The organism is Pseudomonas sp. GW821-FHT04D07 (genome assembly GCF_059420225.1).
Genome location: NZ_JBWKTH010000002.1, coordinates 1 through 25,767, shown reverse-complemented (window position 1 = coordinate 25,767; position 25,767 = coordinate 1). Strand labels below are relative to the sequence as shown.

Below are 25,767 nucleotides of genomic sequence, written 5' to 3'. Positions count from 1 at the left end.
GCCGCGATGCGCGCTGACGACGAGCTCCCGCCCCCTGATTTACTGGCTCATGACCTGCTCTGGGGGCTGACCCCGGCGCAGTTGCCGGCGGACGCCCCGGGCTGGGTGGCCGAGGCGCTGAGCCTCGGCCAGCCGGTGGTGGTGCGTCGGGCGCTGGCCGCGGTGGATCAGGTGCCGGTGGGCGTACGCGGGGCTTTGCGTGAGCAACGTTTCGCCACGCTGATGCCGCGGGCGCTGGTTGAACGTCGCGTACGGCCCGAAGCCCTGATCGATATTGAAGTCGCTGCGCAGGACTGGCCAGCCTTGCAGGCGCTGCATTACCTGCGTCCGTTGCTGAATGAAGCGAGGCTGGCCTGGGGCGTCAGCGGCAGTGCCGGTTTCGAGTTGGCCAGCGGTTTGCCGGCCCTGCATCAACACAGCGACCTGGATTTGATTCTGCGTGCACCGCAAGCGTTGTCGCGTTGTCAGGCCGCCAGCTTGTTGCAGCAACTCGATAACCCGTTTTGTCGTGTCGACCTGCAACTGCAAACCCCGCTGGGCGCGGTGGCATTGGCGGAGTGGGCGGGCCCGGCGCGACGGGTTCTGCTCAAGTGTGTCGAGGGTGCACAACTGGTGCTCGATCCCTGGTGCGTCCAGGAGCAAATGGCATGAGCAGCCTATTGGTGTTTCCCGGCCAGGGTGCGCAACAGCCCGGCATGCTGCATCGCCTGCCGGATGCCCCGATCGTGCGTGGCTGCCTGCACGAGGCGAGCGATGTGCTGGGCGAGAACGTGGGCTTGCTGGATACGCCGCATGCCCTGGCCTCGACCCGCGCGGTCCAGCTTTGCTTGCTGGTGGCCGGGGTGGCCAGTGCTCGCCTGCTGTTGGCCGACACTGCAGCACCGGCCTATGTCGCCGGCTTGTCCATCGGCGCCTACCCGGCAGCGGTACTGGCCGAGAGCCTGGCGTTCAGCGATGCCCTGCGGCTGGTCAGCCTGCGCGGCGAGTTGATGCAACAGGCTTATCCACAGGGCTACGGTATGACGGCGGTAATCGGGCTGGAGCTGGCGGCTGTGGATAAGTTATTGGCCCAGGTTCACAGCGAACGCACACCGGTCTACCTGGCGAATATCAACGCCGATAACCAATGTGTGATCGCCGGGAGCGACGAGGGCATGAGTGCACTCGTGGCCCTGATGGGAAAGGACGGCGTGGCCAAGCGCCTGGCGGTGAGCGTGCCGTCCCATTGCCCGTTGCTGGACGAACCGGCCCGGATACTGGCCGCCGCTTTCGCCACGGTGTCGCTGCAGGCACCGCGCCTGGGCTACCTCAGCGGCAGCAGCGCGCGGCTCCTGCATAGCGCTGAACAGATCCGCGATGACCTGGCGTTCAACATGCGTCGGGTCGTCGATTGGCGCGGCACCGTGCAAAGCGCCTATGAGCGTGGTGCCCGTCTGCAGATTGAACTGCCTCCGGGATCGGTCTTGACCGGCCTGGCACGCCGGGTGTTCGAGCAAGGCAGCGTCATTGCGTTCGACGGAGCCCGGCTGGACAGCCTCAAGGCGCTGCTGGATGAGGAGGGACGCCGTCACCGATAAACACCGGCTGCTGCTTCGAAGGACAAAAACAACAACTTCGGCAATGCACTACGAGGATAACAACAATGATTATTTACGGTGTGGCGCTGCTGGCGATCTGTACGCTGGCAGGGGTGATTCTGGGTGACATGCTGGGCGTGCTGCTGGGTGTCAAATCCAATGTCGGCGGGGTCGGGATTGCCATGATCCTGCTGATCTGCGCCCGGTTGTGGATGCATAAACGCGGCGGTCTGACCAAGGATTGCGAGCTGGGCGTCGGTTTCTGGGGCGCGATGTACATTCCGGTGGTGGTCGCCATGGCCGCCAACCAGAACGTGGTCGCGGCGCTGCACGGTGGGCCGCTGGCGGTGCTGGCGGCGATTGGTTCGGTGGTGGTCTGCGGTTGCGCGATTACCCTGCTCAGTCGGATCCATAAAGGCGATCCGTTACCGGATGAACCGGAAACGTTTGAACCGATCTCAACCACTGCGGGAGGTCGCTGATATGTGGGAGCTCATTGGAAAAGATCTGGGCGCGAATGGGCTGGTGACAGCCTTCGCCGGTGTCGGCGTGGTGATGTGGGTGTCGGTGGTGCTGTCCAAGCGCCTGACCTATGGCCGGATCCACGGCTCGGCGATTGCCATTGCGATCGGCCTGGTGCTGGCGTGGATTGGCGGAACGCTGACCGGCGGGCAGAAGGGCCTGGCGGATGTGGCGCTGTTTTCCGGCGTCGGATTGATGGGCGGTGCGATGTTGCGTGACTTCGCCATTGTCGCCACGGCTTTCGAGGTACAGGCGAGCGAGGCGAAAAAGGCCGGCTTGATCGGTGCGCTGGCGTTGCTGCTGGGCACGGTGCTGCCGTTTATTGTCGGCGCGAGCATGGCCTGGGCCTTCGGTTATCGCGATGCGGTGAGCATCACCACCATTGGTGCCGGGGCGGTGACCTACATTGTCGGGCCGGTGACCGGGGCGGCGATTGGCGCGACTTCCGATGTGGTGGCGCTGTCGATCGCGACGGGCTTGATCAAGGCCATTCTGGTAATGGTCGGCACGCCGGTGGCGGCGCGTTGGATGGGACTGGACAACCCGCGCTCAGCGATGGTGTTCGGTGGTCTGGCGGGTACGGTCAGCGGTGTGACCGCCGGGTTGGCGGCGACGGATCGGCGGCTGGTGCCCTATGGCGCGCTGACGGCGACCTTCCATACCGGGCTGGGTTGTCTGCTGGGGCCTTCGGTGCTGTTCTTCATCGTGCGTGGTTTGCTGGGCTGAGCATTCAGCTCAACCTGTTGGCATACATCCGGCATTCCGCCAGAAGCGCCAACAGGTTGGGATCACGTTCCTTGGCTCTGAGGAACACCACGCCAATATGCTGTTGCAGGCGGTAGCGCGCCTGTAATGGGATCAGCTTCACCCGGTTTTCGTAGACCGCGGCAATTCGCCCCGGCAACAAGGCATAGCCGACCCCGGAGCTGACCATGCTCAATAGCGTGAAGATGTCGTTGACCTGCATGGCCACCTTCGGTTTGAACCCCGCCTGCTCGAACACTCGGTGACTGTCCCGATGCGTGGCGAAGCCCTGGGTCAGGCTGATGAAGGTCATGTCCCGCAGGTCCGCCAGGTCAACCTCGTTCTGCCGGTCGAACGGCGAATCGGTGGGGGCGGCGAGGAAAATATCATCGGAAAACAACGGCAGGTGTTCGCAGTCCGGGTCGTTGGTCGAGTCGTCCAGCGCCACCAGGATCGCGTCCACTTCCATGTTCTTGAGCTTGTAGAGCAGATCGAAGTTCGAGCCCAGGATCAGGTCGATATTGAGCTCGCTGCGACGGATTTTCAGGCCCATGATCAGTTGCGGCACGGTTTTCACCGTTAGCGAATAGAGTGATCCGAGTTTGAAGCGCTCGGCGGAGAACCCAGCGGCTTCGCGGGTCATGCGCACACTTTCGACGACGTCCTGGATCAGCTTCTGCGCGCGTTCTTCCAGCACATAGGCGCTTTCCAGCGGAGTCAGGTTGCGCCCTTCGTGTTTGAACAGCGGGCAGCGCAGGGCGCTTTCCAGGGAGTGGATGGCCCGGTGCACGCTGACATTGCTGGTCTGCAACTCAGCCGCCGCCCGCGCCAGGTTGCCGGTACGCATAAAGGCCAGGAACACCTCCAGCTTTTTCAGGGTCAGCTCTTCGTCGATCAGCATGGCGCGGGCTCTTATTCGAATGCCCCAATTGTGCCCAAGTCCTGGGGTTTTGGCTGGGGCTTTTTCAGAATGGGGTCGGGGCTGGCTTGATGGATGCACAATGGCCTGAGAGGTTTTTGGCGCTCTCACCGGCCTCTTCGCGGGCAAGCTCCGCTCCCACAATGTCTGAGTCGGACCTGAATCTTGTGCCCGACACAAAACCTAATGTGGCAGCGGAGCTTGCCCGCGAAGAGGTCGGTCCAGGCGCCGCGGAACTTACAGGTATTCCCCGCCGCGCTTGTTCAACGCCGAATCCACCAACGCCTTCGCCAACTCGACCAGATGCACCACACCCCGCACCACTTTGCGGTTGGCACCGCTCAGGTTTGCCACGGATTCATAGGCCGTCGCAGCGGCTGACTCCAGCAGCTCATAGACGCTGGTCAGCGATTCTTCCGAGCGCACATCCGCGCGAATCTGGAACAGGCTATCCGGAGGTTTATAAGGCTCGGATGGTTCAACCGGTGGCAGGTTGTAATGGGCGAATATACCCGGTCGCTGGTCTTGTCGCGCTTGTGCAGCGGGCGGGAGGGGGCGGGCGCGGACATCAGCATGGGCTCCGTTGAACTCCTGGGTTGAGGTCATGACGGCAAATCGTGGTGTATTTTGGCGTAGGGAGCGTGTTGTCGATCAGGCTGCGGGCCGTCAGTAAAGCCGCTTCGGCTGCAACCCTCCTGGGGTTATTTGGCCGGCAAGGCCTGTGTCGTTCACCGGCACAGCCCTTCGTGGTATTTCATTTTCTAGGCCCGGTCTTTTTTTCTTCATCAATGGAACGATATATAGGAGGTGGGCGCTTTGTTTTTTACCGGAGGGTGCCTGTGCGGGAAGTCTTCCTGACGGTGCCACGCAAAGACCCTTGTGCTTTTGCCCGCAAGGCCTGAGCCTTGGGCGCAGTTGTATCGACCAAGCGAGGTAGGTGGCAGATGTATCACGGGGAACGACTCAACGCCTGGACCCATTTGGTAGGGGCCGTGTTGGCGTGTATCGGGGCGATCTGGTTGCTGGTGGTGGCAAGCCTCGACGGCAGCCCCTGGAAGATTGTCAGCGTGGCGATCTATGGCGTGACCCTGTTGCTGCTGTACAGCGCGTCGACGGTTTATCACAGCGTGCGCGGGCGGGCCAAGGTGATCATGCAGAAGGTCGATCACCTGTCGATCTACCTGTTGATTGCCGGCAGCTATACGCCGTTCTGTCTGGTGACACTACGCGGGCCCTGGGGCTGGACGTTGTTCGGGGTCGTCTGGGGCTTGGCGGTGATCGGCATGTTGCAGGAGATCAAGCCGCGTTCCGAAGCGCGGATCCTGTCCATCGTGATCTACGCGGTGATGGGCTGGATCGTGTTGGTGGCGGTCAAGCCGCTGCTCGCGGCGCTGGGTACGGCAGGGTTTGTCTGGCTGGCGGCTGGTGGGGCGTTGTATACCCTGGGGATTATCTTTTTCGCGCTGGATTATCGGTTGCGGCACGCCCATGGGATCTGGCATCTGTTCGTGATTGCCGGCAGCGTGCTGCACTTCGTGGCGATTTCCTGGTACGTGATCTGAGGCCACGCTCCAACGGCTAACGCGGACCCTTGTAGGCGCCAGCTTGCTGGCGATGGCGGCCGATCAGGCGCTGCAAGACTCACTGGCCTCATCGCCAGCAAGCTGGCTCCTACAGGTTTTGCGGTGTTTCAGAAAATGTGTAGTGTCAGAAGTCGCCCCATAGTTGCTGGGCCACGGCCAAGGCCACCACGGGTGCGGTTTCGGTACGCAGTACCCGTGGGCCAAGGCGCGCCGGCAGATAGCCAGCTTGTGCGGCCTGGGCCACTTCGCTGTCCGACAACCCACCCTCCGGGCCGATCAGGAACGCCAGTGTCCCCGGCTTGGGGTGACTGGTCAGCGGTTCGGCCACCGGGTGCAGTACCAGCTTGAGCTCGGCTTCGGTCTGTTTCACCCACTCGGCCAGCAACAGCGGTGGATGAATCACCGGCAGCGTTGAGCGGCCGCACTGCTCGCAGGCGCTGATCGCGATCTGCCGCCAGTGGGCCAGGCGCTTGTCGGCGCGCTCGTCCTTGAGGCGGACTTCGCAGCGCTCGCTGACGATGGGGGTGATTTCGTTCACGCCCAGCTCGGTGGCCTTCTGGATCGCCCAGTCCATCCGCTCGCCCCGGGACAGGCCCTGGCCAAGGTGGATGCGCAGGGGGGATTCGGTCTGCCCGGAAAAGCTTTCGGTCAATTGCACGCGCACGCGCTTCTTGCCGACCTCCAGCAAGCTGCCGAGGAATTCCGTGCCCGAACCGTCGAACACTTGCAGCGCGTCACCCTCGGCCATGCGCAGCACACGGCCGATGTAGTGAGCCTGGGTCTCGGGTAGTTCGTGTTCGCCGAGACTCAGCGTGGCGTCGATAAAGAAGCGGGACAGTCGCATGGTGAATCTCTGAATATCGGAATGATGTGTTGCTTGGGAGGGCCTCTTCGCGGCGGTGCGGCGATCCGCCAAGTTCCTCTCCCACAGTATTTGAGTCGAGTCTGAATGTTGTGCTCGATACAAAACCTGTGGGAGCGGAGCTTGCCCGCGAAGGCGGCATTACAGGCGCCGCAATATCCTAGCCCGGATCACGGAAATCCGGATGAAAATTGGCCGGCACCGCCACGCTGATACCGCTGCGGGTGGCGATATCGATCCCTTCGCTGGCCACTTCAGCCAGGAAATCGATCTGCTCTGGCGTAATGACATACGGTGGCAGGAAATACACCACGCTGCCCAGCGGCCGGAGCAACGCGCCGCGCTCCAGGGCGTGCTGGAAAACCTTCAGGCCACGGCGCTCCTGCCACGGATAGGCGGTCTTGCTTGCCTTGTCCTGAACCATTTCAATCGCCAGGGTCATGCCGGTCTGGCGGACTTCAGCGACATGCGGATGGTCCACCAGGTGGGCGGTTGAACTGGCCATCCGCTGGGCCAAGGCCTTGTTGTTCTCGATGACGTTGTCCTGCTCGAAGATATCCAGGGTCGCCAGGGCTGCCGCACAGGCCAATGGATTGCCGGTGTAGCTGTGGGAGTGGAGGAACGCCCGCAGGGTCGGATAGTCGTCGTAGAAGGCACTGTAGACGTCTTCGGTGGTCAGGCACACCGCCAGTGGCAGGTAACCGCCGGTCAGGGCCTTGGACAGGCACAGGAAGTCCGGACGGATACCGGCCTGTTCGCAGGCGAACATCGTGCCGGTACGGCCGAAGCCCACGGCGATTTCATCGTGGATCAGATGCACGCCATAGCGGTCGCAGGCCTCGCGCAGCAGCTTGAGGTAGACCGGATGGTACATGCGCATGCCGCCGGCACCCTGGATCAGCGGTTCGACGATCACCGCGGCGACGCTGGCGTGGTTCTCCGCCAGGGTCTGTTCCATGACCAGGAACATATTGCGTGAATGTTCTTCCCAGCTCATGCCTTGTGGGCGCAGGTAGCAATCCGGGCTGGGTACCTTGATGGTGTCCAGCAGCAGGGCCTTGTAGGTCTCGGTGAACAGCGGCACATCGCCGACCGACATCGCCGCCACGGTTTCGCCGTGATAGCTGTTGGTCAGGGTGACATAACGCTTCTTGTCCGGCAGGCCGCGGTTGAGCCAGTAATGAAAACTCATCTTCAGCGCGACTTCGATGCACGACGAACCGTTGTCGGCATAGAAACAGCGGGTCAGGCCCTCCGGCGTCAGCTTCACCAGGCGTTCGGACAATTCGATCACCGGCTGATGGCTGAACCCGGCGAGAATCACGTGTTCGAGCTGGTCGACCTGGTCCTTGATGCGCTGGCCGATACGCGGGTTGCAGTGACCAAACACATTGACCCACCAGGAACTGACCGCGTCGAGGTAGCGCTTGCCGTCGAAGTCCTCCAGCCAGACGCCTTCGCCGCGCTTGATGGGGATCATCGGCAGTTGCTCGTGATCTTTCATCTGGGTGCAGGGATGCCAGACCACCGCGAGGTCGCGTTGCATCCACTGGTTATTCAGGCTCATTTCCACTCTCCGGCAGGCAGTCCGCGACGCAGGCGGACACACAATCGCGCAAGCCTATGCAATGCGCGGCCGCAGGACAACCCATGGCCGCGCAGTCGCCTCGCTGTGGAGGCGAATAAAAGGTCGCGCCCGGGTGTTCACCGTAGCGATCGACCTTAATATTTTCTTAACCCGTTCGTTTCAGACTGATGATCGTATTTTTCGATATTTCAAAGCAAAATTTTCCGCTTTAATTCGATAGGTAAACCATTAGTCTTGGGCGCATCACTTACAGGATTCCGGCAATGCAGCTACGCAACTCATCTTCTCGCTACGGTGCTGTCAGTATCTTCCTGCACTGGGGTGTTGCCCTGGTGGTGTTCGGTCTTTTTGCGCTGGGCTTGTGGATGGTCGGGCTCGACTACTACAGCGAGTGGCGCAAGGCGGCTCCGGAGCTGCATAAAAGCATCGGCCTGACCCTGTTCGCGGTCATGGTGCTGCGGCTGATCTGGCGTTTTATCAGTCCGCCGCCGCCGTCACCGGCCAATCATGGTCGGCTGACCCGCCTGGGCGCCAAGTTCGGTCATGCATTCCTCTATCTCAGTCTGTTTGCCCTGATGTTTTCCGGCTACCTGATTTCCACCGCCGAAGGTGTCGGGATTCCGGTGTTCAACCTGTTCGATGTGCCTGCCTTGATTTCCAGTATCCCCGATCAGGCGGATGTGGCGGGCAGCGTGCATTCGTTCCTGGCCTGGACGGTGGTGATCTTTGCGGTTCTCCATGGTCTGGCTGCTCTGAAACACCACTTTATCGACCGTGATGCGACGCTGACCCGCATGCTGGGTCGCAAAGCCTGATGTTCAACCTCGACTTGAAAGGAATAGAAGTATGTTGAAAAAGACTCTCGCCGCTCTGGCAATCGGTTCTGCCCTGTTTGTTGCCGGTCAGGCGATGGCTGCGGATTATGTGATCGACAAGCAAGGCCAGCACGCCTTCGTCAATTTCAAGATCAGCCACCTGGGCTACAGCTTCATCATGGGTACCTTCAAGGACCTGGACGGCAAGTTCAGCTTCGATGCGGCCAAGCCTGAAGACAGCAAGATCGAAGTCAACGTGCGTACCGCCAGCGTGTTCACCAACAATGCTGAGCGTGACAAGCACATCTCCAGCAAGGACTTCCTGGACGTTGCCAATATTGCCGAGGCCAAGTTTGTTTCCACCGGCGTCAAGTCCACTGGCAAGAATGCTGATGGTAAAGACACGGCTGACGTGACTGGCGACCTGACCCTGCACGGCGTGACCAAGTCGATCGTGGTCAAGGCTACGTTCCTGGGTGAAGGCAAGGATCCATGGGGCGGCTACCGTGCTGGTTTCGAAGGTGTAGCGCATATCAAGCGTTCGGACTTTGGCAAGATGATGGATTTGGGTCCGGCGTCTGATGCTGTTGAGTTGTACATCACCTTTGAGGGTGTGAAAGCGAAGTAATGCTGAGACTGTAGGAGCCAGCTTGCTGGCGATAGCGGTGGTGAATGCACCATCGAATCGCCCGCAAACCGGCTCCCAAAGTGACCGCGTTGTCCGTAGTCACAAGTCAAGATTCAACACGACGTCCCCCGCGACACCCAATAAAAAAAACGCCCCCGGCTCTCACGAACCGGGGGCGTTTTTATTGCACTGCCGACTCAGCGATTGCGAGTCAACAACGCCGGCTTCTCGCCCCGTGGACGGCCTGGCAGTTGATCCAACTGCTCAGGTGTCGGGAAGCGATCGCTCTTCGACTCTTTATGAATGATCTTCGGTGCCGGCCCACGAGGGTTCTGCACCGCGGGTTCTTCCCGTGGCTGATCGTCACGGCTTGGACGACGATTACGCGACTCTTCACGACGGGCTTGCCCATCACGGGGAGCGCCATTGCGCGGACCGCTGCGCTTGGCCGGAGGAGTACCGGTAGTCGCACCGTTACTGCTACGCGGACCATTCTGACGACCCTGCGGCTGCCCAGTACGCGGAGCGCCCGCACCTGCAGCGCCGCCTTGTGCCGGAGCCCCCGGACGACGACCACGACCTTGAGCCGGCTTGGCCTGAGGCACGTAATCAACGCGGTTGCCAAAGTTATCCACATCGTCATCCAGGAACTCATCCGGAGCCCGATCCGCCGCCGCGCGCGGCGGCTGGCTTGGCTGACGCTGCTCACGTGCCGGCGTCCCTTCACGGGGCTTCTGCTCACGCGCTGGACGCTCACCACGACCGTTGGTCGCGGCCTTTTCCTTGCCGCCCTTGTCCTTGCCTTTATCCTTGCGACCGCCGCCACCCCCACTGCCGTTCGGGCCATCGCCCTTCGGACCGCGTGGGTTGTTGCGTGGGTTACGCACATCCGGACGCTCGCGCACTTCCGGCTTCTCGGCTTCCACGGCGCTGGAATCAAAACCCATCAGGTCGCCGTCGGCGATTTTCTGCTTGGTCATGCGCTCGATGCTTTTGAGCAGTTTCTCTTCGTCCGGCGCGACCAGGGAAATGGCTTCGCCCGAACGACCGGCCCGGCCAGTACGGCCGATACGGTGCACGTAGTCTTCATCGACGTTCGGCAGTTCGAAGTTCACCACGTGCGGCAACTGGTCGATATCCAGGCCGCGAGCGGCGATATCGGTGGCCACCAGGATGCGCACTTCACCGGCCTTGAAATCGGCCAGGGCTTTGGTGCGGGCGTTCTGGCTCTTGTTGCCGTGGATGGCGACGGCGCTCAGACCGTGCTTGTCCAGGTACTCGGCCAGACGGTTGGCGCCGTGCTTGGTGCGGGTGAACACCAGGACCTGTTCCCAGGCGCCGGCGGTGATCAGGTGCGCCAGCAGCGAGCGCTTGTGGCTGGCGGCCAGGCGGAACACACGCTGTTCGATACGCTCGACCGTGGTGTTCGGTGGCGTGACTTCGATGCGTTCCGGGTTGTGCAGCAGCTTGCCGGCGAGGTCGGTGATGTCCTTGGAGAAGGTCGCCGAGAACAGCAGGTTCTGCCGCTTGGACGGCAGGCGCGCGAGGACCTTCTTCACGTCATGGACAAAGCCCATGTCGAGCATGCGGTCGGCTTCGTCCAGCACGAGGATTTCCACGTGGGACAGATCGACACTGCCCTGGCCACACAGGTCGAGCAAACGACCCGGGCAGGCAACCAGGACGTCGACGCCCCGGGACATGGCCTGAACCTGTGGGTTCATGCCGACGCCGCCGAAGATGCAGGCGCTGACGAATTTCAGGTCGCGCGCGTAGACCTTGAAGCTCTCGTGGACCTGGGCAGCCAGTTCACGGGTCGGGGTCAGGACCAGCACACGCGGTTGGCGCGGGCCGTGACGCTGGGATTTGTCCGGGTGACCGTTGGGAAACAACCGTTCCAGAATCGGAAGGGCGAAGCCTCCGGTTTTACCCGTACCTGTCTGTGCCGCGACCATCAGGTCGCGACCTTGCAACACGGCGGGAATGGCCCGCTGTTGCACCGGAGTAGGCTCGGTGTAGCCGGCTGCCTCGATGGCAGCGACCAAAGCCTCGGAGAGACCGAGGGAAGCAAAGGACATGAGTAATCCTGTTCAGTTAGGGCTTGGCCCGATGGGAATCTTGCCTGGCGCGAATGGCGTTTCAGGTTCTGTAAGAGGAAAGCTGGCCGCCTGTCTTGCGGCCCGGCGAGTTTTCTTGCAGACCCCTGGTGGGCACATCCCGTCCGGTCCTGCTGGGCCTTGAGGCTCTACGCACCGCTCGCGCGGGCCGTTGGGCGGCGCTGGTCGCAGTGTCGGAATACCTGATGCAAGGTCGAGCGTCCGGGCGTGAGCCTGGCGGGAACGCCGGAGTATAACAGAGCTGACGCCGTGCGCCGCTTTCCTGCTGCTCAACGGTTTGCGCTTTCGTTACCGTGGCGCCAATACGCGCTTCTTTTGTAGGGGCCGCGTGCGCATCAAGGCTGCGCGGTATTGGCCTTGTCGGTATAGCGGGCAGCCAGCTCGGCATAGGCCGGCTCACGTTTGAAACGCCGCAGTTCGGTGCCGAAACGCTGGATCAACAGGTCCATCCCGGCGTTGCGGCGGACCGCCAGGTACTGGCTTTCCCGAGCAATCACCATCGGGTACTGGTCGACCTGCTCTTGCAACTGAAGCTGTTTCAGCAGGCGCCGGCCGACCCGGCGGTCGGTGATCAGCAGGTCGATGCGACCCAGCAGCAGTTTGCCGAAGTTGGCTTCGTGGCTGGGACCGTCTTCGCGCTTGAGCCCCGTCGTGTCCTTGAATACCGAGCTGTACAGATAACCGGGCGAAGTGCCGATGGTCAGACCCTTGAGGTCGCCGAGGGTGGTGAAGGGGTGTGGGCGGGCCTTGGCGTAGAACAGCACGAACTCCACTGCCGACAAGGGTTCGCTGGGGTAGAGCAGGCTGTTGTCGCGCTCGTGATTGTGGAAGATGTCCAGGGCGCCATCGGCCTGGCCCTGATCGAGCAGCATCAGGCAGCGTTTCCAGGGCAGGAACTGCCACTCCACCTCGACGCCCAGGCGCTGGAAGACAATGGCCGTGGTTTCGTAATCGAGCCCTTTGGCGTGGCCGTTTTCTTCGTAAACGTAGGGCGCCCAGGGTTCAGTGACAATACGCAGCTTTTCACCTTGAGCGGCGAAGCTCAGGCTAGCGAAAAGCACGGCTGTCAGAAGTTGGGCAATGACGGACATGGCTGGAGAGTACGACGCTAGAGCGCTGAATAGAAGCTCTGGAGCGTTTTCTCTACAGGTTTTGCATCGGGGGCAGGGTTGCAGCCCCCGGGTTTCCGGGGGCTTGCGATTTTCAGCGAGGCAGCTTCAGGTTGTTCCAGATCGCCAGGCTCGGTTCCGCCTGGTTCAGGGTGTAGAAGTGCAGCCCTGGCGCGCCACCTTCCAGCAGGCGGTCGCACATCTGGCTGATCACTTGCTCGCCGAAGGCCTGGATGCTCTTGACGTCGTCGCCGTAGGCTTCCAGTTGCTTGCGGATCCAGCGTGGGATTTCCGCACCGCAGGCGTCGGAGAAACGCGCCAGCTTGCTGTAGTTGGTGATCGGCATGATGCCCGGCACGATGGGGATATTCACGCCCATTGCCCGTACGCGCTCGACGAAATAGAAGTAGCTGTCGGCGTTGAAGAAATACTGGGTGATCGCACTGTCGGCGCCGGCGTTGGCCTTGCGCACGAAGTTCCGCAGATCGTCTTCGAAGTTGCGCGCTTGCGGGTGCATCTCCGGGTAGGCGGCGACTTCGATATGGAAGTGGCTGCCGGTCTCTTCACGAATGAAGGCCACCAGGTCATTGGCGTGCAGCAACTCGCCGCTGGCCATGCCCATGCCGGAAGGCAGGTCACCGCGCAGGGCGACGATGCGCTGGATGCCGGCGCCCTTGTATTGCTCCAGCAGGCCGCGCAGGTCGGCTTTGCTGTCGCCGACGCAGGACAGATGCGGTGCGGCGGGAATCTTTACTTCGCTCTCGAGCTGCAGCACGGTATTGATCGTGCGGTCGCGGGTCGAGCCACCGGCACCGTAGGTGCAGGAGAAAAAGTCGGGGTTGTAGCTGGCCAGCTGACGAGCAGTGGCGAGCAGTTTTTCCTGCCCAGCATCGGTCTTGGTCGGGAAGAACTCGAAGCTGTAGCGACGATCTTGGGACATGGTCGGATCCTTGGAAACACGAAAGCCGGACGCTGGCTCTGGTAGGAGCAAGCTTGCTCGCGATGAACGTGATGCGCAGTGTCAGTGACACCGCTATCGCGAGCAAGCTCGCTCCTACAAGGAGCCAGGCGTATCAGTAGCGATAGGCGTGCGGCTTGAACGGACCTTCGACAGCCACGCCGATGTAGTCGGCCTGGGTCTTGGTCAGTTGGGTGACCACGCCGCCGAAGCCGCGAACCATTTCCAGGGCCACTTCTTCGTCGAGTTTCTTCGGCAGCACTTCCACGGTCAGGCGCTCGGCTTTCTGGGCGACGGACAGGTTGGCGTACTTCTGGCCGAACAGGAAGATCTGTGCCAGTACCTGGTTGGCGAACGAGCCGTCCATGATGCGGCTTGGGTGACCGGTGGCGTTGCCCAGGTTCACCAGGCGGCCTTCGGCCAGCAGGATCAGGTAGTCATCATTCTGTGGGTCGAAATCACCATGGCCGGTGCGGTGGATCTTGTGCACCTGTGGCTTCACTTCTTCCCATGCCCAGTTCTTGCGCATGAAAGCGGTGTCGATTTCGTTGTCGAAGTGACCGATGTTGCAGACCACGGCGCGCTTCTTCAGGGCCTTGAGCATGTTCGCATCGCAGACATTGACGTTGCCGGTGGTGGTCACGATCAGGTCGATCTTGCCCAGCAGGGCGGTGTCGATGCTGGCGGCGCTGCCGTCGTTCAGGCCGTTGATGAACGGCGAGACCACTTCGAAACCGTCCATGCAGGCTTGCATGGCGCAGATCGGGTCGACTTCGGAGACCTTGACGATCATGCCTTCCTGACGCAGGGACTGGGCCGAGCCCTTGCCCACGTCACCGTAGCCGATCACCAGCGCTTGCTTGCCGGACAGCAGGTGGTCGGTGCCGCGCTTGATGGCATCGTTCAGGCTGTGACGGCAGCCGTACTTGTTGTCGTTCTTGCTCTTGGTCACCGAGTCGTTGACGTTGATGGCCGGGATTTTCAGCTCGCCCTTGGCCAGCATGTCCAGCAGGCGGTGCACGCCAGTGGTGGTTTCTTCGGTCACGCCGTGGATTTTTTCCAGCATGGCCGGGTATTTCTTGTGGATGATCTCGGTCAGGTCGCCGCCGTCGTCGAGGATCATGTTGGCGTCCCAAGGCTGACCGTCTTTCAGGATGGTCTGCTCGATGCACCACTCGTACTCTTGCTCGGTTTCGCCTTTCCAGGCAAAAACCGGGATACCGGCGGCGGCGATGGCGGCAGCGGCCTGGTCCTGAGTCGAGAAGATGTTGCAGGACGACCAGCGCACTTCGGCACCCAGGACAACCAGGGTCTCGATCAGCACGGCGGTCTGGATGGTCATGTGGATGCAGCCGATAATCTTGGCGCCTTTGAGCGGCAGCTCACCGGCGTACTTGCGGCGCAGACCCATCAGGGCCGGCATTTCCGATTCGGCGATGATGGTTTCACGACGACCCCAGGCAGCCAGGGACATGTCGGCGACTTTGTAGTCGTTGAAATCTGCAGGCGTGTTGACAGCGCTCATGAAGAGCCTCCATTCGTAGTATGCGAATGGGCGCCGTTGTGCGTTTAGTGTCCGTGCAGGGAGCCCTGAGCGAACAACGCCCCATCCGAGCCTGACAGGTCGAACCTGCTGCAGCGCCCCTCGGACAGGTGGCGGGAAAACGGTATCAAGGGAAGATGACCGTTTTGAAACGGTGGGGATTATAGCTGCCCGGAACGGACTTCCCAAGGGTTTCTGTCGGCTGTATGAAGATTGTTGATGGCGACTATAGTCGAGCCTGCGTGGAGCTTGACCGCTCGGTCTGCCATGATGATTGCCATCAATCGGCAAGACGGTCAGGAGTGAGCATGAATTTCCACACCCGCAAATGGGTCAAACCCGAAGACCTCAATCCCAACGGCACGCTGTTCGGCGGCAGCCTGCTGCGCTGGATCGACGAGGAGGCGGCGATCTATGCCATCGTCCAGTTGGGCAACCAGCGCGTGGTGACCAAGTACATCTCCGAAATCAACTTTGTCAGCGCCTCGCGCCAGGGCGACATCATCGAGTTGGGCATCACCGCCACCGAGTTCGGCCGTACCTCCATCACCCTGACCTGTGAAGTGCGCAACAAGATCACCCGCAAAAGCATCCTGACCGTGGAAAAGATGGTCTTCGTCAACCTCGGCGAAGATGGCCTGCCGGCGCCCCACGGGCGGACCGAGATCCGCTACGTGAAGGATCAGTTCAAGGAAGACGAGGCGGCCCAGAAGTGATCGGTTGGGTTGTGGCATAAGGCTATTTGTTGTTGTTATTTTGTAATAAATTATCGTTTTGCGATAATTTTAACCCCTGTTAGTTTCTTTGCCGGGTCATCCGGCCAAAGAACTGACAGGAGTATTCAATGAAAGATGATCGTTTGATCAGGCACAGTCGTTGGTTGGCCAATGCCACCCTGGTTTTGCTGGTGAGCATGTTGCTGTTGAACCTGGCTTGCTGGCTGTTTCCGGTGCTTGTCGAGCACGGGCTGGACTTCAACCTGACGTCCCTGGCCAGGGAACTGGAAGTTGAGATTGCTGACATGCCCTGGTGGCAGGTGGGTGGCGGCATGCTGCTCAGCAGCATCCCATTGCTGGTCCTGACGCGCGGGCTGGGAGCGCTGCGTGCTTTGTTCCAGACCTATGCGCAAGGTGAATATTTTTCCCGGGAAACGGCTGATCTGCTGGGCACGGTAGGCAAGAGTGTCGGCCTTTGGGTGCTTTGCAGTGTGTTGCTGTATCCGCTGATGAGCGTGTGGATCACCCTGCTGCTGCCACCGGGAGAACGTCTGCTGAGCCTCGGTTTCAGTCCCGCTCAGCTAGTGGCCTTGTTTCTCGCCGCCGCGGTCATGCTGGTGGCCCGGATCATGGGCAACGCCTGCCAGATGGCCCGTGAAAATCAACAATTCATCTAGCCAGGACGTGTCGATGCCGATTGAAATAACGCTGGATGTGATGCTGGCCATGCGCAAGGTCAAGTCCAAGGACTTGGCGGCGCAAATTGGTATCACCGAACAGAACCTTTCGTTGTTGAAGCAGGGCAAGGTCAAGGGCTTTCGCCTGGCGACCCTTGAGGCCATTTGTGAGGCGCTCAATTGCCAGCCCGGCGATCTGCTGAAATACCGACCTGTGGTGAAGAACGCTGACGCTTAAGCCGGAGTGTTGGCCAACTGCTGATTGCGCCGCTGCAGGAAGATAAAGAGCAGCGCCGCCAGCAGCGTGACGCAGCCGCTCAACGCCCCGGTCCATGGCAGGTCCGCCAGGTCGATGCCGCTGCCTACCACCAAGCCGCCGATCCAGGCACCGCCGGCGTTGCCCAGGTTGAAGGCGCTTTGGTTCAGGGTCGAGCCCAGGTTCGGCGCTTCATGGGCCTGGTCGATGATCAGCAGTTGCAGGATAGGGCACAGGGCAAAGGCAAAGATCCCCCACAGCACCAGGGTGATCGCCGCCGGGATCAGCGAGCGGCTGGTCTGGCTGAATGCCGCGAGCACCAGCACCACCGCCAGGGTCATGCCCACCAGTGCGGGCAGCAAGTGGCTGTCGGCCAGGCGTCCGCCGAGCATGCTGCCGGCCGTCAGGCCGACGCCGAACAACAGCAGCATAAGGGTCACGCCGTGGGGGCTGACGCCGGTGACGTCCTGCAGGATCGGTGCGATATAGGTAAAGACGCTGAACAGGCTGATGGAGGACAGCACGCTCATGCCCAGGGCCAGCAGCACATTGCTCTTGCCCAGGACGCGGAACTCGCTGGCCAGGTTGGCCTTGTCCATGGGGATCTGTTTCGGCAGCCAGGCCCACTGCGCGATGGCTGCGACCATCCCGATCAGCGACACCGCCCAGAAGGTCGAGCGCCAGCCCGCGTATTGCCCCAGGGCGGTGCCCAGCGGAACGCCGAGCACATTGGCCAGGGTCAGGCCGGTGAACATCATTGCAATCGCCTGGGCCCGTTTATTGGGGGCGACCAAACTGGCGGCCACCACCGAACCGATGCCGAAGAAGGCGCCATGGCACAACGCGGTGACCACTCGCGCGGCCATCAGGGTGGCGTAATTCGGCGCCAGGGCGCAGAGCATATTGCCGAGAATGAACATCAGGGTCATGCCCAGCAGCGTGGCCTTGCGCGGCATGTTCGCGGTGCCGATGGCCAGGATTGGCGCGCCGAAGACCACGCCCAGGGCATAGCCGGTGATCAGCAGGCCGGCGTTGGGAATACTGACATGGAGGTCGCGGGCGACATTGGGCAGCAGACCCATGATGACGAATTCAGTGGTGCCGATGCCAAAAGCGGCAACGGCGAGGGCAAGCAAGGCGAGTGGCATGCGGGTGATCTCTCAGGGCAGCGGGGCCGGGTGTACGCATGCCACCGTCCCGATCGCGAGCGATCGGGCAGAAGCGGAATTTATTGGAATAGGTCTATGCGCGTGAAGTGCGGCGTGGTGCGCTCAGTATAAACAGCGGCGCCGCGTTGGCGAATCGGTTTCTGTGGATTGTCTGGTTATGCGCTAGTGTTGTCGGCGACGCCGTTTGGCACTCTGCAAGGACTCTGGTTATGACCGCTGCTTTCTGGTGTGTATTTATTGCGTTTTGCCTGCCTTACCTGTGTATTGGCATCGCCAAGTTCAGTGGCGGCAAGTTCGGCCCGCAACAGAACCATGATCCGCGGGCCTTTCTCGACGGCCTTGAAGGTTTCGCCAAGCGGGCCCACTCGGCGCAACTGAACAGCTTCGAGGTCACCCCGGCCTTTGCCGCTGCGGTGATCATTGCTCATATCGCCGGCACGGCGTCACTGGTGACCATCAATGTGCTGGCGGTGCTGTTCATCACCAGCCGCCTGCTCTACATCATCTGCTACCTGGCGGACTGGGCGATGCTGCGTTCGCTGGTGTGGTTTATCGGCATGGCCTTGATCGCGACGTTCTTTTTCGTCTCGATCTAAGGCTCGGCCTCCCGATCAGGCAGTGATCAGCTGCCTGTGTCTGGAGCCGTGGGCAACGCCATGCCCTTGGGCCACAGCATCCAGATATTGCCTTTCTGCTTCATGTCCCCAGCCAACTGCCCCGCCGCCTCGCCGGTGCCCCAGAACAGGTCTGCCCGCACCTCGCCGGCAATCGCGCCGCCGGTATCCTGGGCCGCCACCGGGCGGACCAGGGCGCTGCCGTCCGGCTTGGTGGTCGACAGCCAGAGCAAGCTGCCCAGCGGAATCACCTTGCGGTCCACCGCCACGCTATAGCCGGCGGTCAACGGTACGTTCAGCGAACCGCGCGGTCCTTCGTTGCTGTCCGGGTTGCGGGCGAAGAACACATAGCTGGGGTTGCTGCCGAGCAATTGCGGGATGCGCGTCGGATGAGCCTTGGCCCAGGCGCTGATGGCGCCCATGGTGACCTCTTCCTTCTTCAACTCGCCCTGTTCCACCAGCCAGCGTCCGATGGCGCGGTAGGGGTAGCCGTTCTGGTCGGCGTAACCGATCCGCAATTGCTGGCCGTTATCCAGGCGAATCCGCCCCGAGCCCTGGATCTGCAGGAATTGCAGGTCCATCGGGTCGGTCAGCCAGGCCAGCACCGGGGCCTTGACGCCCTGGGTAGCGATCAGTGCCGCATCGTCATAGGGTTTCACCACGCGACCTTCCAGACGCCCGCGCAGGCGCTTGCCCTTGAGTTCGGGGTAGAGGCTGTCGAGTTGCACCACGATCAGGTCGTCCGGTACGCCATAGACCGGTACCGTGGCCCTGGCGGTCTGGTTCAGGCTGCCGGGGTAGACGGGCTCGTAGTAGCCGGTGATCAGGCCGTCGGCACTGTTCTGCGCCGAGCGCAGGCCGTAGACCTCAAGGTTCTGCTGGAGAAAATCGCGGATGGCCGCCGGGGTATTGGCCACATTGGCGGCCGCCAGACAGGTCGGCCCCCAGTTGGCGTCGGCCTTGAGTCGGGCGCAGGCACTGCGCCACGAGGTGAAACCCGCTTGCAGGTCCGCGTCGGACACCGTTGGTAGCGCCTGCCAGTCCGCCTTCAGGTAGGTGGTCACTGGCGGCAGGGGCGCAGGGGGTTGCTTGGGCTTGCAGCCGGCGAGCAGGGCGAGGACGCAAAGGCTTGTGGCCAGTCGTTTGAAAGTGGTGTTCATACAGCGGTGAATTCCTTGGGTGATTGCCTGTTCAGACTTTGTTCAGCAATTCCACTGATTTAGTGTGGTTAAGAAGGGGGCAGGCGCTTGGTCTTTGCCAATCAGGCGAGGATACTGGCCGCCGTTTCCCGTGACCTGAAGCCATCATGACTCTTAAAAGACTTTCTGTTGTATTGCTGGCCTGCCTGACCCTCAGCGCGTGCGGCGGCGTCGACCCGAATTCTCCGCTGGGCCAGCGCAAGACCATTTTCAAGCAGATGCTCAAGACCAGTGAAGACCTGGGCGGCATGCTGCGTGGCCGTATTCCCTTTGACGGGCCGCGTTTCGTCGAAGGTGCGAACCAGCTCGACAACCTGTCTCGCGAGCCGTGGAAGCACTTCCCGCAAGTCAAGGAAACGGAGCATACCAGCGCCCGGGATACGGTTTGGCAGAAGCAGGCGCATTTCCAGGAGCTGGCGCACTCGCTGGAGGCGGCGACCGGCGAACTGCGGCTGGCCAGTCAGGTCCAGCCCTATAAGGCCAGTACCCTGAAGCCGGCGGTCGAGAAGGTCGAGGATGCTTGCGATGCTTGCCATAAGGAATTTCGTGATCATTGAGACTGACGGACGATAAAGGGCAACGGAGCCTGCGGAATCCCCATGAACCTGGGCATCGCGACGGATAACGCGGTCATGCAGGAGCCGGCTTGCTGGCGATGGCGTCCCTATGGGCAGCGCAAGGCTCAAGGCCTGATCGCCGGCAAGCCAGCGCCTACAGGTTATCAATTCCGTTGGTCTACTTGTCCAGCTCATCCAGCGCGCTCTGCAAGTCCTTGCGCGACTCGGCAAGCTTTTCCTTGCGCTTGTTGATCCTGTCCGGATCGCCCTTTTTCATCGCTTTGTCGAGGTCGGCCTGACGGCGGCTGACTTCGTGCTTGGCGTCGAGCACCTTGTTTTCCCGTTCTCTTTTCAGCGAGGCATCGGTGCAATGGGTGGTTACTTCATCCAGCGCTTTTTCCAGGCCCGCCTGCTGTTCGCCGTTGCCCTGGGCCTTGGCGCTATCGAGTTGGCTGCTGATGGCCTGGCGCTTCGCCGCGCAACCGGTCAGTTCGCTGGGTTCTTCGGCGGCCAGCAGAGGGGCGGCGAGGATGCTGCACAAGGTGACAATCGCCAGCGGCGGGAAAAATCGCATAAACACTCCGAACGGAAACAATGATTGAAAAAAGGTCACTCTGATAAATAGATAGCAAGACTGTCTGTATGAATGATCTGAAGTGGACAGGGATTATTTCCTCAAAATCCCGCGATACCGGCATTACGTAATGATTCGGCCAGGGCCTGTACTTCCTGGTCGCGGAAAAATGCGCTCAGTTGCACCGCCCGCTCGGCTCCGACGCCGGGTATCGCCTGCCATGCCTGAGGCGTACGGCCTGCCAATACCGCCCAGGGCGGGTCCAGGGGCGCCGTTGCGCTGGGGGGCAGCCCCAGCGCCTTGAGCCAACGCTCGAAAGGCCGTTGCCGGGCCAACTGGATGGTCTCCAGCCATCGCGCACGGCTGCGCGGGCCGAAGCCGGTAATGGTAGCAAGCTCTTCCCCTTCCAGGGTCAACCAATCGAGCAGTCGCGTGACCCGTCCGCTGGCCAGTAGTTTTTCCCAGGTGCCACCACCGAGGTGAGGCAGATCCAGCCCCTGCTTGCCGCTTAGCCAGCGCAAGCGAGCAAGAAACTGGCTTTCGCAACCCGGGCCATATTCCCAGCAACTCAGGGGGTGGAAGTGCCCTGGGTCGGGGGCGGACAGCGGCTCACGTTCGCGGCTGCGCCAGACCACGCTGTCCAGGCGCGGGATGGTCAGGCCGGCGAGGCTGATCGCGACCTGGTCGCCGGGGCGGATATCCAGGGCCTGCCAACGTTGTAGCGAGCCGAGACTGACCCGCCTGATCTGTCGGTCATCAAGTTGCACGGGTGTCAGTTCCAGCAGCGGGGTAATGCGCCCGGTACGCCCGACGTTGAAATTGACCTTGCGCACATGGGCCAAGGCCTGGGCGTGGGGATATTTCCAGGCCACGCTCCAGTAGGGTGGCTGGGCCTGCCAGGCTTTTGCGGTGGGGCGTCGGCTCTGGCGCAGGACGATGCCGTCGCTGGCGAAGGGCAACGGCTGGCGGTACCAGTGATTGCGCCAGTGCTGCGCCTCGCCGAAGTCAGCGACGGGCTGGCTGTAGGTCTTGCTGTCCGGGAAACCCAAGGCCTGCAATCCGTCCAGCCGTTCCTCCTGTGTCGCCGGCCCCTCCGGCCAGTCCCAGACGAACAGGCCGATACCGGCCGCCTCCACCCGGCCAAGCTGGTGCCGGGCCATCAGCCCAGCCACGGTACCCCGGGCGTTCAGGCTGCCTTGGTGAGCTTGTACATGGTTCGGCAGCCGCCAGTACAATTCGCCTTGCAGCACCAGGTCGCGGGCCACCGGCAAGCGGCCGGGGATCGCCAGGATCTTGCGCGCCGAGGCGGTCCAGTCCTGCCCGCTCAGGCCGTTGCCGCGGCTGATGGCCTGATGCAGTCGGCCTTGGCGATAAATCAGGGTCACCGCCACGCCATCGACCTTGGGCTGAATCCACAGGTCTTCGCGGCCTTGCATCCAGGCCTGGACGGCCTCGGCATCGGGCAGTTTGTCGAGGCCGGTATGGGCGCTCGGATGGCGAGCGGGACCGCTCGCGCCCGCCGGTGTCTCGGGCTTGCCTGATGGCAGTCGGAAACAGCCGCGCCACTGTTCAAGCCGCTGTCGGGATTGATCGTAGAGTTCATCGGCCACGGGGGAGAGGCCCAGACGATGGTAGCTGTGGTCCCATTCGGCCAATTGTTCCTGCAGAGCGCCGATTTCACTTCGGGCGCGTTCCGCCTGCCAGTCGGGGCAAGCCTGGGCATGGGCGCCGAGGCAGAAAACGAACAGCAGAAAAGCACTGAAGAGAGGCATCCTGAGCATCCTTGCTCGAACTAAAACCCAAGCCTAGATCACGCCGCGCATAAAAAAGCCCCGCGGCAGGCGGGGCTTTTTTACTGCGTGTGTCGGCTTACTTGAGCAGGCCGCCCAGTGCCTTCATGCCAGCATCCGCGGCCTGGGCCTTGGGGTCCTGGGTGGCAGCGGGGGTAGCCGCGGCCGGTTGTGGCGCAGCGGCCGCCTGGCCATTGAGCTTGGTGCAGCCCTTGGAAGCCTGGTCCATGGCCATTTGCAGGCCGCTGACCTTCAGGTCGTCGCCCTTGGCCTTGGCGCTATCGATCTTCGCCTGCAGGTCCTGGATCTGCTTGTTGCAGGGGCCCGAGCCGGCGGTGGTGCCGGCCGCTGGCGCTGCGGCGGTGCCGCCCAGTTGCGAGGTCAGGCCACCGGCCAGGGTGCTCAGGTCGGCGGCCTGGGTGGACAGGGAGACCAGGCCGAGCAGGATGGCGGCAGGGGCGAGTGTGGAAAGACGCATGACAAACCTCAATGTTCGATTGACGGCGCGAAAGGAAGTCTCGAACTGGCGCCGTGCAATATCCAAGTGGGAAAAGGGTCCGAGAGGGGGCGGGATTTTAGGCAGGCATGCCCCGCTGTGCAAGTTTCGATGGGCATGAAAAAGCCCCCCATGGCCAGCCATGGGGGGCTTTTGTGATACAGGCTATATTACAGGCCGGCAGCCGCTCGCAGCGCGTCTACGCGGTCGGTCTTTTCCCAGGTGAAGGTGGTGAAGGTGTCGTCGCCGACCGTCTTCTGCTCCGGGGTGCGACCGAAGTGGCCGTAGGCCGCGGTTTCCTGGTACATCGGGTGCAGCAGGTCGAGCATGGTGGTGATGGCGTATGGGCGCAGGTCGAAGATTTCGCGAACCAGCTTGATGATCTTGTCATCACTGATCTTGCCGGTGCCGAAGGTGTTCAACGAGATCGAGGTCGGCTGAGCGACGCCGATGGCGTACGACACCTGGATTTCGCAACGGTCGGCCAGGCCGGCGGCGACGATGTTCTTGGCCACGTAACGACCAGCGTAGGCGGCGGAACGGTCAACCTTGGATGGATCCTTGCCGGAGAACGCGCCACCGCCGTGACGGGCCATGCCGCCGTAGCTGTCGACGATGATCTTGCGACCGGTCAGGCCGCAGTCGCCCACTGGGCCACCGATGATGAAGTTGCCGGTCGGGTTGATGTGGAACTGGGTGTCCTTGGTCAGCAGCTCGGCAGGCAGCACGTGCTTGACGATCAGCTCCATCACGCCTTCGCGCAGGTCTTTGTAGGACACTTCCGGGTTGTGCTGGGTCGACAGCACGATGGCGTCGATGCCGACCACCTTGCCGCCTTCGTAACGGCAAGTCACTTGCGACTTGGCGTCCGGGCGCAGCCAAGGCAGCAGGCCGGATTTACGGGCTTCGGCCTGGCGCTGAACCAGTTGGTGGGAGAAGGCGATCGGGGCCGGCATCAGCTCCGCGGTTTCGTTGCTGGCGTAGCCGAACATCAGGCCCTGGTCGCCGGCGCCCTGGTCTTCCGGCTTGCTGCGGTCAACGCCCTGGGCGATGTCCACGGACTGCTTGCCGATGATGTTCATCACGCCGCAGGTGGCGCCGTCGAAGCCGACGTCGGAGCTGTTGTAGCCGATGTCGAGGATCACGTTACGGACGATGTCTTCGAGGTCGACCCAGGCCGAAGTGGTCACTTCGCCAGCGATGATCGCCACACCGGTTTTCACCAGGGTTTCGCACGCGACACGGGCGAACTTGTCTTCAGCGATGATGGCGTCCAGCACCGCATCGGAGATCTGGTCGGCGATTTTGTCCGGATGCCCTTCGGACACGGACTCGGAGGTGAAAACGGAATATTCGCTCATATCGATGGTTTTCCTGAGTTACCGATGGTGAGTGGTGCCAGCCGGTCGCTGAAAATGGCGAACCTGAATCTGGAAACCATTACGTAAGCCTACATAGAGGCTGTCCTCGGGCACGAGCCCCGCAGCGATGGCCCAACGGGCCAGATCGTCCTGTTCGAACCCCAACCAGAGATCACCGCAGGCCTCCCTGGCCCAACTCTGGTTGTGGCTACACAATTCTGTCACTAACAAACTACCGCCAGGTTGCAGCAGGCCGGCCATCTGCTTGAGGGCCTCGGCCGGCGCGGCGAAATGGTGCAGGACCATGTTCAGCACCACGCAGTCGGCCTGCAACCTGACATCTTGCAAGGCATCGGCCAGATGCAGGCTGACATTGGCCAGCGCTTCACGCTCACACAACTGACGGGCCAGTTCGAGCATGGCCGGGCTGTTGTCCAGCGCGCTGACCTGCTGGAAGCGCCGTGCCAGTTCCGGCAGGAAGGCGCCGTCACCGGGGCCGACTTCCAGGGCCGTGGCCTGGGGGCCGAAGCTTAGCTTGTCGAGCAGCGCGAGAACGCTTTCGCGGTACTGCGGCAGGCCGGCGATCAAGTCCTGCTGGGCGCGGAATTTCTCCGCCACCCGTGAGAAAAAGTCCTGGCTGGCGGCGGCGCGCTGGCCGTGCACCAGGCCAATACGGGCTTGCACGTCGCCCGGCAGGTCGAGCTCGTCGACTTCCTCCAGCAGCGCCGCGTGCAGCTTGCCGCCCAGGCGCTCGGTGTGGGGCAGGGCGCGGCGGTAGAAGATCGCGTTGCCTTCACGGCGGGTAGCCACCAGGTCGGCCTGGGCCAGCACTTTCAGGTGATGACTCATGCCGGATTGGCCGATGCCGAAGATCTGCGCCAGTTCCAGCACGCCGAACGAATCGTTGGCCAGGGCCCGCAAGACGTTCAGGCGCAACGGATCGCCGCCGGCCTTGCACAAGGCGGACAGGTCGTCGCTGGCGTCATGACGAATCGTGGGCACGCGTAAATTCATAAGGCCAGCAGTCTAGTGACCCCTCGCCCGCCTAGCAAGACCAATATCAAAAAGTTTTGATATTGGTCGATAGGTGGCACTTTCAGGCGTGCGCTGGTCTATACAGATCGACAGCGGAAAGGTTTCACCCGAGGAATGCGCAACTATCCGCAGGAAAAACGCCCCGCAGTGACTATCTGTCATTGCCCCTTGGCGGTCCCTGAGGGAAAATGCTCGCCTTTTTTCCGTTTCGTTTTATTCACTTTCAATTCAATATCCTCAGGAGATCAGCGATGCCCAGCCGTCGTGAGCGTGCCAACGCTATTCGTGCCCTCAGCATGGATGCCGTGCAAAAAGCCAACAGCGGCCATCCCGGTGCCCCCATGGGTATGGCGGATAT

Annotated in this window: 28 protein-coding genes and 1 riboswitch; of the genes, 13 read left to right on the top strand and 15 right to left on the bottom strand. The window is 61.8% G+C overall.

The window, feature by feature from the left end:
* The first annotated feature begins 6 nt into the window (after nucleotides 1-6).
* The 4 genes from AC07T0_RS03660 (at nucleotide 7) to madM (ending at nucleotide 2,825) form a co-directional block, all read left to right on the top strand.
* Nucleotides 7-651 (top strand): malonate decarboxylase holo-ACP synthase, encoded by a 645-nt coding sequence (locus AC07T0_RS03660; protein WP_494999907.1) that lies wholly within the window; start codon nucleotides 7-9, stop codon nucleotides 649-651.
* Nucleotides 648-1,577: a malonate decarboxylase subunit epsilon gene (mdcH, locus tag AC07T0_RS03655; RefSeq protein WP_494999906.1), complete on the top strand. Its 930-nt coding sequence runs from the start codon at nucleotides 648-650 to the stop codon at nucleotides 1,575-1,577. Before AC07T0_RS03660 ends, mdcH begins: the two co-directional genes overlap by 4 nt.
* A 65-nt stretch (nucleotides 1,578-1,642) precedes the next feature.
* Nucleotides 1,643-2,059, top strand: a complete 417-nt coding sequence (gene madL, locus AC07T0_RS03650; protein WP_494999905.1) for a malonate transporter subunit MadL — start codon at nucleotides 1,643-1,645, stop codon at nucleotides 2,057-2,059.
* 1 nt (nucleotide 2,060) lies between these two features.
* The gene (madM, locus tag AC07T0_RS03645; RefSeq protein WP_494999904.1) at nucleotides 2,061-2,825 is read left to right on the top strand and encodes a malonate transporter subunit MadM; all 765 of its coding nucleotides are present in this window, start codon (nucleotides 2,061-2,063) and stop codon (nucleotides 2,823-2,825) included.
* A 4-nt stretch (nucleotides 2,826-2,829) separates the two neighbouring features.
* On the opposite strand, the gene AC07T0_RS03640 is transcribed toward madM, so the two are convergent.
* Both AC07T0_RS03640 and AC07T0_RS03635 read right to left on the bottom strand, forming a co-directional pair.
* The gene (locus tag AC07T0_RS03640) at nucleotides 2,830-3,744 is read right to left on the bottom strand and encodes a LysR family transcriptional regulator (protein ID WP_494999903.1); all 915 of its coding nucleotides are present in this window, start codon (nucleotides 3,742-3,744) and stop codon (nucleotides 2,830-2,832) included.
* 255 nt (nucleotides 3,745-3,999) lie between these two features.
* Nucleotides 4,000-4,368 carry a DUF6124 family protein gene (locus AC07T0_RS03635; protein WP_494999902.1) on the bottom strand — a complete coding sequence of 123 codons (369 nt, stop codon included), beginning with the start codon at nucleotides 4,366-4,368 and terminating at the stop codon, nucleotides 4,000-4,002.
* Between the two features lie 338 nt (nucleotides 4,369-4,706).
* On the opposite strand from AC07T0_RS03635, the gene trhA reads away from it, so the two are divergent.
* On the top strand, nucleotides 4,707-5,324 hold the full coding sequence (trhA, locus tag AC07T0_RS03630) for a PAQR family membrane homeostasis protein TrhA (protein WP_494999901.1): 618 nt from the start codon (nucleotides 4,707-4,709) through the stop codon (nucleotides 5,322-5,324).
* A 145-nt stretch (nucleotides 5,325-5,469) separates the two neighbouring features.
* On the opposite strand, the gene AC07T0_RS03625 is transcribed toward trhA, so the two are convergent.
* Nucleotides 5,470-6,189, bottom strand: a complete 720-nt coding sequence (locus tag AC07T0_RS03625; protein ID WP_494999900.1) for a 16S rRNA (uracil(1498)-N(3))-methyltransferase — start codon at nucleotides 6,187-6,189, stop codon at nucleotides 5,470-5,472.
* A 178-nt stretch (nucleotides 6,190-6,367) separates the two neighbouring features.
* Nucleotides 6,368-7,774 carry an adenosylmethionine--8-amino-7-oxononanoate transaminase gene (locus AC07T0_RS03620; protein WP_494999899.1) on the bottom strand — a complete coding sequence of 469 codons (1,407 nt, stop codon included), beginning with the start codon at nucleotides 7,772-7,774 and terminating at the stop codon, nucleotides 6,368-6,370.
* A 284-nt stretch (nucleotides 7,775-8,058) separates the two neighbouring features.
* Here AC07T0_RS03620 and AC07T0_RS03615 point away from each other — a divergent pair, with 284 nt between their 5' ends.
* Complete coding sequence (locus AC07T0_RS03615) at nucleotides 8,059-8,610, top strand: cytochrome b (protein ID WP_494999898.1); 552 nt, start codon at nucleotides 8,059-8,061, stop codon at nucleotides 8,608-8,610.
* A 31-nt stretch (nucleotides 8,611-8,641) separates the two neighbouring features.
* Nucleotides 8,642-9,238, top strand: a complete 597-nt coding sequence (locus AC07T0_RS03610) for a YceI family protein (RefSeq protein ID WP_494999897.1) — start codon at nucleotides 8,642-8,644, stop codon at nucleotides 9,236-9,238.
* A gap of 197 nt (nucleotides 9,239-9,435) precedes the next feature.
* Here the strand turns inward: AC07T0_RS03610 and rhlE2 are convergent, their stop codons facing one another.
* The 4 genes from rhlE2 to AC07T0_RS03590 all read right to left on the bottom strand — a co-directional run bounded on the left by rhlE2 (nucleotide 9,436) and on the right by AC07T0_RS03590 (nucleotide 14,947).
* On the bottom strand, nucleotides 9,436-11,316 hold the full coding sequence (rhlE2, locus tag AC07T0_RS03605; RefSeq protein ID WP_494999896.1) for an RNA helicase RhlE2: 1,881 nt from the start codon (nucleotides 11,314-11,316) through the stop codon (nucleotides 9,436-9,438).
* Nucleotides 11,317-11,690: 374 nt separating this feature from the next.
* Nucleotides 11,691-12,446: a substrate-binding periplasmic protein gene (locus AC07T0_RS03600; protein ID WP_494999895.1), complete on the bottom strand. Its 756-nt coding sequence runs from the start codon at nucleotides 12,444-12,446 to the stop codon at nucleotides 11,691-11,693.
* Between the two features lie 112 nt (nucleotides 12,447-12,558).
* Nucleotides 12,559-13,404 carry a methylenetetrahydrofolate reductase [NAD(P)H] gene (metF, locus tag AC07T0_RS03595; RefSeq protein ID WP_494999894.1) on the bottom strand — a complete coding sequence of 282 codons (846 nt, stop codon included), beginning with the start codon at nucleotides 13,402-13,404 and terminating at the stop codon, nucleotides 12,559-12,561.
* 133 nt (nucleotides 13,405-13,537) lie between these two features.
* A complete protein-coding gene (locus tag AC07T0_RS03590; RefSeq protein ID WP_494999893.1) occupies nucleotides 13,538-14,947 on the bottom strand; it encodes an adenosylhomocysteinase in 1,410 nt (469 codons plus the stop codon).
* 21 nt (nucleotides 14,948-14,968) lie between these two features.
* Nucleotides 14,969-15,075, bottom strand: a riboswitch (S-adenosyl-L-homocysteine riboswitch).
* 198 nt (nucleotides 15,076-15,273) lie between these two features.
* Between AC07T0_RS03590 and AC07T0_RS03585 the strand changes: the two genes are divergently transcribed.
* The 3 genes from AC07T0_RS03585 to AC07T0_RS03575 all read left to right on the top strand — a co-directional run bounded on the left by AC07T0_RS03585 (nucleotide 15,274) and on the right by AC07T0_RS03575 (nucleotide 16,596).
* Nucleotides 15,274-15,681, top strand: a complete 408-nt coding sequence (locus tag AC07T0_RS03585) for an acyl-CoA thioesterase (RefSeq protein WP_494999892.1) — start codon at nucleotides 15,274-15,276, stop codon at nucleotides 15,679-15,681.
* A gap of 128 nt (nucleotides 15,682-15,809) precedes the next feature.
* Nucleotides 15,810-16,358, top strand: coding sequence for a DUF2975 domain-containing protein (locus tag AC07T0_RS03580; protein ID WP_494999891.1), 549 nt, complete (start codon nucleotides 15,810-15,812; stop codon nucleotides 16,356-16,358).
* A 13-nt stretch (nucleotides 16,359-16,371) separates the two neighbouring features.
* A complete protein-coding gene (locus AC07T0_RS03575) occupies nucleotides 16,372-16,596 on the top strand; it encodes a helix-turn-helix domain-containing protein (protein WP_494999890.1) in 225 nt (74 codons plus the stop codon).
* On the opposite strand, the gene AC07T0_RS03570 is transcribed toward AC07T0_RS03575, so the two are convergent.
* Nucleotides 16,593-17,762, bottom strand: coding sequence for an MFS transporter (locus AC07T0_RS03570; protein ID WP_494999889.1), 1,170 nt, complete (start codon nucleotides 17,760-17,762; stop codon nucleotides 16,593-16,595). The genes AC07T0_RS03575 and AC07T0_RS03570 overlap by 4 nt on opposite strands.
* A gap of 230 nt (nucleotides 17,763-17,992) precedes the next feature.
* Between AC07T0_RS03570 and AC07T0_RS03565 the strand changes: the two genes are divergently transcribed.
* Nucleotides 17,993-18,379: an MAPEG family protein gene (locus AC07T0_RS03565; RefSeq protein WP_494999888.1), complete on the top strand. Its 387-nt coding sequence runs from the start codon at nucleotides 17,993-17,995 to the stop codon at nucleotides 18,377-18,379.
* Nucleotides 18,380-18,405: 26 nt separating this feature from the next.
* Here AC07T0_RS03565 and mltA read toward each other — a convergent pair whose 3' ends face one another.
* Nucleotides 18,406-19,557 carry a murein transglycosylase A gene (gene mltA, locus AC07T0_RS03560; RefSeq protein ID WP_494999887.1) on the bottom strand — a complete coding sequence of 384 codons (1,152 nt, stop codon included), beginning with the start codon at nucleotides 19,555-19,557 and terminating at the stop codon, nucleotides 18,406-18,408.
* Nucleotides 19,558-19,703: 146 nt separating this feature from the next.
* Between mltA and AC07T0_RS03555 the strand changes: the two genes are divergently transcribed.
* Nucleotides 19,704-20,153 (top strand): c-type cytochrome, encoded by a 450-nt coding sequence (locus AC07T0_RS03555; protein WP_494999886.1) that lies wholly within the window; start codon nucleotides 19,704-19,706, stop codon nucleotides 20,151-20,153.
* 178 nt (nucleotides 20,154-20,331) lie between these two features.
* Here AC07T0_RS03555 and AC07T0_RS03550 read toward each other — a convergent pair whose 3' ends face one another.
* The 5 genes from AC07T0_RS03550 to AC07T0_RS03530 all read right to left on the bottom strand — a co-directional run bounded on the left by AC07T0_RS03550 (nucleotide 20,332) and on the right by AC07T0_RS03530 (nucleotide 25,388).
* Nucleotides 20,332-20,727, bottom strand: coding sequence for a DUF1090 domain-containing protein (locus AC07T0_RS03550; protein ID WP_494999885.1), 396 nt, complete (start codon nucleotides 20,725-20,727; stop codon nucleotides 20,332-20,334).
* Nucleotides 20,728-20,828: 101 nt separating this feature from the next.
* Entirely contained in the window at nucleotides 20,829-22,499 is a 1,671-nt protein-coding gene (gene ligB, locus AC07T0_RS03545) for an NAD-dependent DNA ligase LigB (protein WP_494999884.1), read from the bottom strand.
* Nucleotides 22,500-22,596: 97 nt separating this feature from the next.
* Nucleotides 22,597-22,995: a DUF1090 family protein gene (locus tag AC07T0_RS03540; protein ID WP_494999883.1), complete on the bottom strand. Its 399-nt coding sequence runs from the start codon at nucleotides 22,993-22,995 to the stop codon at nucleotides 22,597-22,599.
* A gap of 188 nt (nucleotides 22,996-23,183) precedes the next feature.
* Nucleotides 23,184-24,374 (bottom strand): methionine adenosyltransferase, encoded by a 1,191-nt coding sequence (gene metK, locus AC07T0_RS03535; RefSeq protein ID WP_248795169.1) that lies wholly within the window; start codon nucleotides 24,372-24,374, stop codon nucleotides 23,184-23,186.
* Between the two features lie 18 nt (nucleotides 24,375-24,392).
* On the bottom strand, nucleotides 24,393-25,388 hold the full coding sequence (locus AC07T0_RS03530) for an ArsR/SmtB family transcription factor (protein ID WP_494999882.1): 996 nt from the start codon (nucleotides 25,386-25,388) through the stop codon (nucleotides 24,393-24,395).
* 272 nt (nucleotides 25,389-25,660) lie between these two features.
* On the opposite strand from AC07T0_RS03530, the gene AC07T0_RS03525 reads away from it, so the two are divergent.
* On the top strand, nucleotides 25,661-25,767 hold a 107-nt coding region (locus AC07T0_RS03525; protein ID WP_495000285.1), incomplete at its 3' end, for a thiamine pyrophosphate-binding protein.

Bases quoted from the DNA above. Each gene is read 5' to 3' on its own strand.
- AC07T0_RS03550 (WP_494999885.1), bottom strand. From the start codon at position 20,727: ATGCGATTTTTCCCGCCGCTGGCGATTGTCACCTTGTGCAGCATCCTC.
- ligB (WP_494999884.1), bottom strand. From the start codon at position 22,499: ATGCCTCTCTTCAGTGCTTTTCTGCTGTTCGTTTTCTGCCTCGGCGCC.
- AC07T0_RS03640 (WP_494999903.1), bottom strand. From the start codon at position 3,744: ATGCTGATCGACGAAGAGCTGACCCTGAAAAAGCTGGAGGTGTTCCTG.
- AC07T0_RS03660 (WP_494999907.1), top strand. From the start codon at position 7: ATGCGCGCTGACGACGAGCTCCCGCCCCCTGATTTACTGGCTCATGAC.
- AC07T0_RS03590 (WP_494999893.1), bottom strand. From the start codon at position 14,947: ATGAGCGCTGTCAACACGCCTGCAGATTTCAACGACTACAAAGTCGCC.
- AC07T0_RS03565 (WP_494999888.1), top strand. From the start codon at position 17,993: ATGACCGCTGCTTTCTGGTGTGTATTTATTGCGTTTTGCCTGCCTTAC.
- trhA (WP_494999901.1), top strand. From the start codon at position 4,707: ATGTATCACGGGGAACGACTCAACGCCTGGACCCATTTGGTAGGGGCC.
- mdcH (WP_494999906.1), top strand. From the start codon at position 648: ATGAGCAGCCTATTGGTGTTTCCCGGCCAGGGTGCGCAACAGCCCGGC.
- madL (WP_494999905.1), top strand. From the start codon at position 1,643: ATGATTATTTACGGTGTGGCGCTGCTGGCGATCTGTACGCTGGCAGGG.
- metF (WP_494999894.1), bottom strand. From the start codon at position 13,404: ATGTCCCAAGATCGTCGCTACAGCTTCGAGTTCTTCCCGACCAAGACC.
- AC07T0_RS03575 (WP_494999890.1), top strand. From the start codon at position 16,372: ATGCCGATTGAAATAACGCTGGATGTGATGCTGGCCATGCGCAAGGTC.
- AC07T0_RS03555 (WP_494999886.1), top strand. From the start codon at position 19,704: ATGACTCTTAAAAGACTTTCTGTTGTATTGCTGGCCTGCCTGACCCTC.
- AC07T0_RS03585 (WP_494999892.1), top strand. From the start codon at position 15,274: ATGAATTTCCACACCCGCAAATGGGTCAAACCCGAAGACCTCAATCCC.
- AC07T0_RS03530 (WP_494999882.1), bottom strand. From the start codon at position 25,388: ATGAATTTACGCGTGCCCACGATTCGTCATGACGCCAGCGACGACCTG.
- AC07T0_RS03620 (WP_494999899.1), bottom strand. From the start codon at position 7,774: ATGAGCCTGAATAACCAGTGGATGCAACGCGACCTCGCGGTGGTCTGG.
- AC07T0_RS03580 (WP_494999891.1), top strand. From the start codon at position 15,810: ATGAAAGATGATCGTTTGATCAGGCACAGTCGTTGGTTGGCCAATGCC.
- AC07T0_RS03615 (WP_494999898.1), top strand. From the start codon at position 8,059: ATGCAGCTACGCAACTCATCTTCTCGCTACGGTGCTGTCAGTATCTTC.
- AC07T0_RS03635 (WP_494999902.1), bottom strand. From the start codon at position 4,368: ATGACCTCAACCCAGGAGTTCAACGGAGCCCATGCTGATGTCCGCGCC.
- AC07T0_RS03600 (WP_494999895.1), bottom strand. From the start codon at position 12,446: ATGTCCGTCATTGCCCAACTTCTGACAGCCGTGCTTTTCGCTAGCCTG.
- AC07T0_RS03540 (WP_494999883.1), bottom strand. From the start codon at position 22,995: ATGCGTCTTTCCACACTCGCCCCTGCCGCCATCCTGCTCGGCCTGGTC.
- AC07T0_RS03625 (WP_494999900.1), bottom strand. From the start codon at position 6,189: ATGCGACTGTCCCGCTTCTTTATCGACGCCACGCTGAGTCTCGGCGAA.
- madM (WP_494999904.1), top strand. From the start codon at position 2,061: ATGTGGGAGCTCATTGGAAAAGATCTGGGCGCGAATGGGCTGGTGACA.
- AC07T0_RS03570 (WP_494999889.1), bottom strand. From the start codon at position 17,762: ATGCCACTCGCCTTGCTTGCCCTCGCCGTTGCCGCTTTTGGCATCGGC.
- mltA (WP_494999887.1), bottom strand. From the start codon at position 19,557: ATGAACACCACTTTCAAACGACTGGCCACAAGCCTTTGCGTCCTCGCC.
- AC07T0_RS03610 (WP_494999897.1), top strand. From the start codon at position 8,642: ATGTTGAAAAAGACTCTCGCCGCTCTGGCAATCGGTTCTGCCCTGTTT.
- metK (WP_248795169.1), bottom strand. From the start codon at position 24,374: ATGAGCGAATATTCCGTTTTCACCTCCGAGTCCGTGTCCGAAGGGCAT.
- rhlE2 (WP_494999896.1), bottom strand. From the start codon at position 11,316: ATGTCCTTTGCTTCCCTCGGTCTCTCCGAGGCTTTGGTCGCTGCCATC.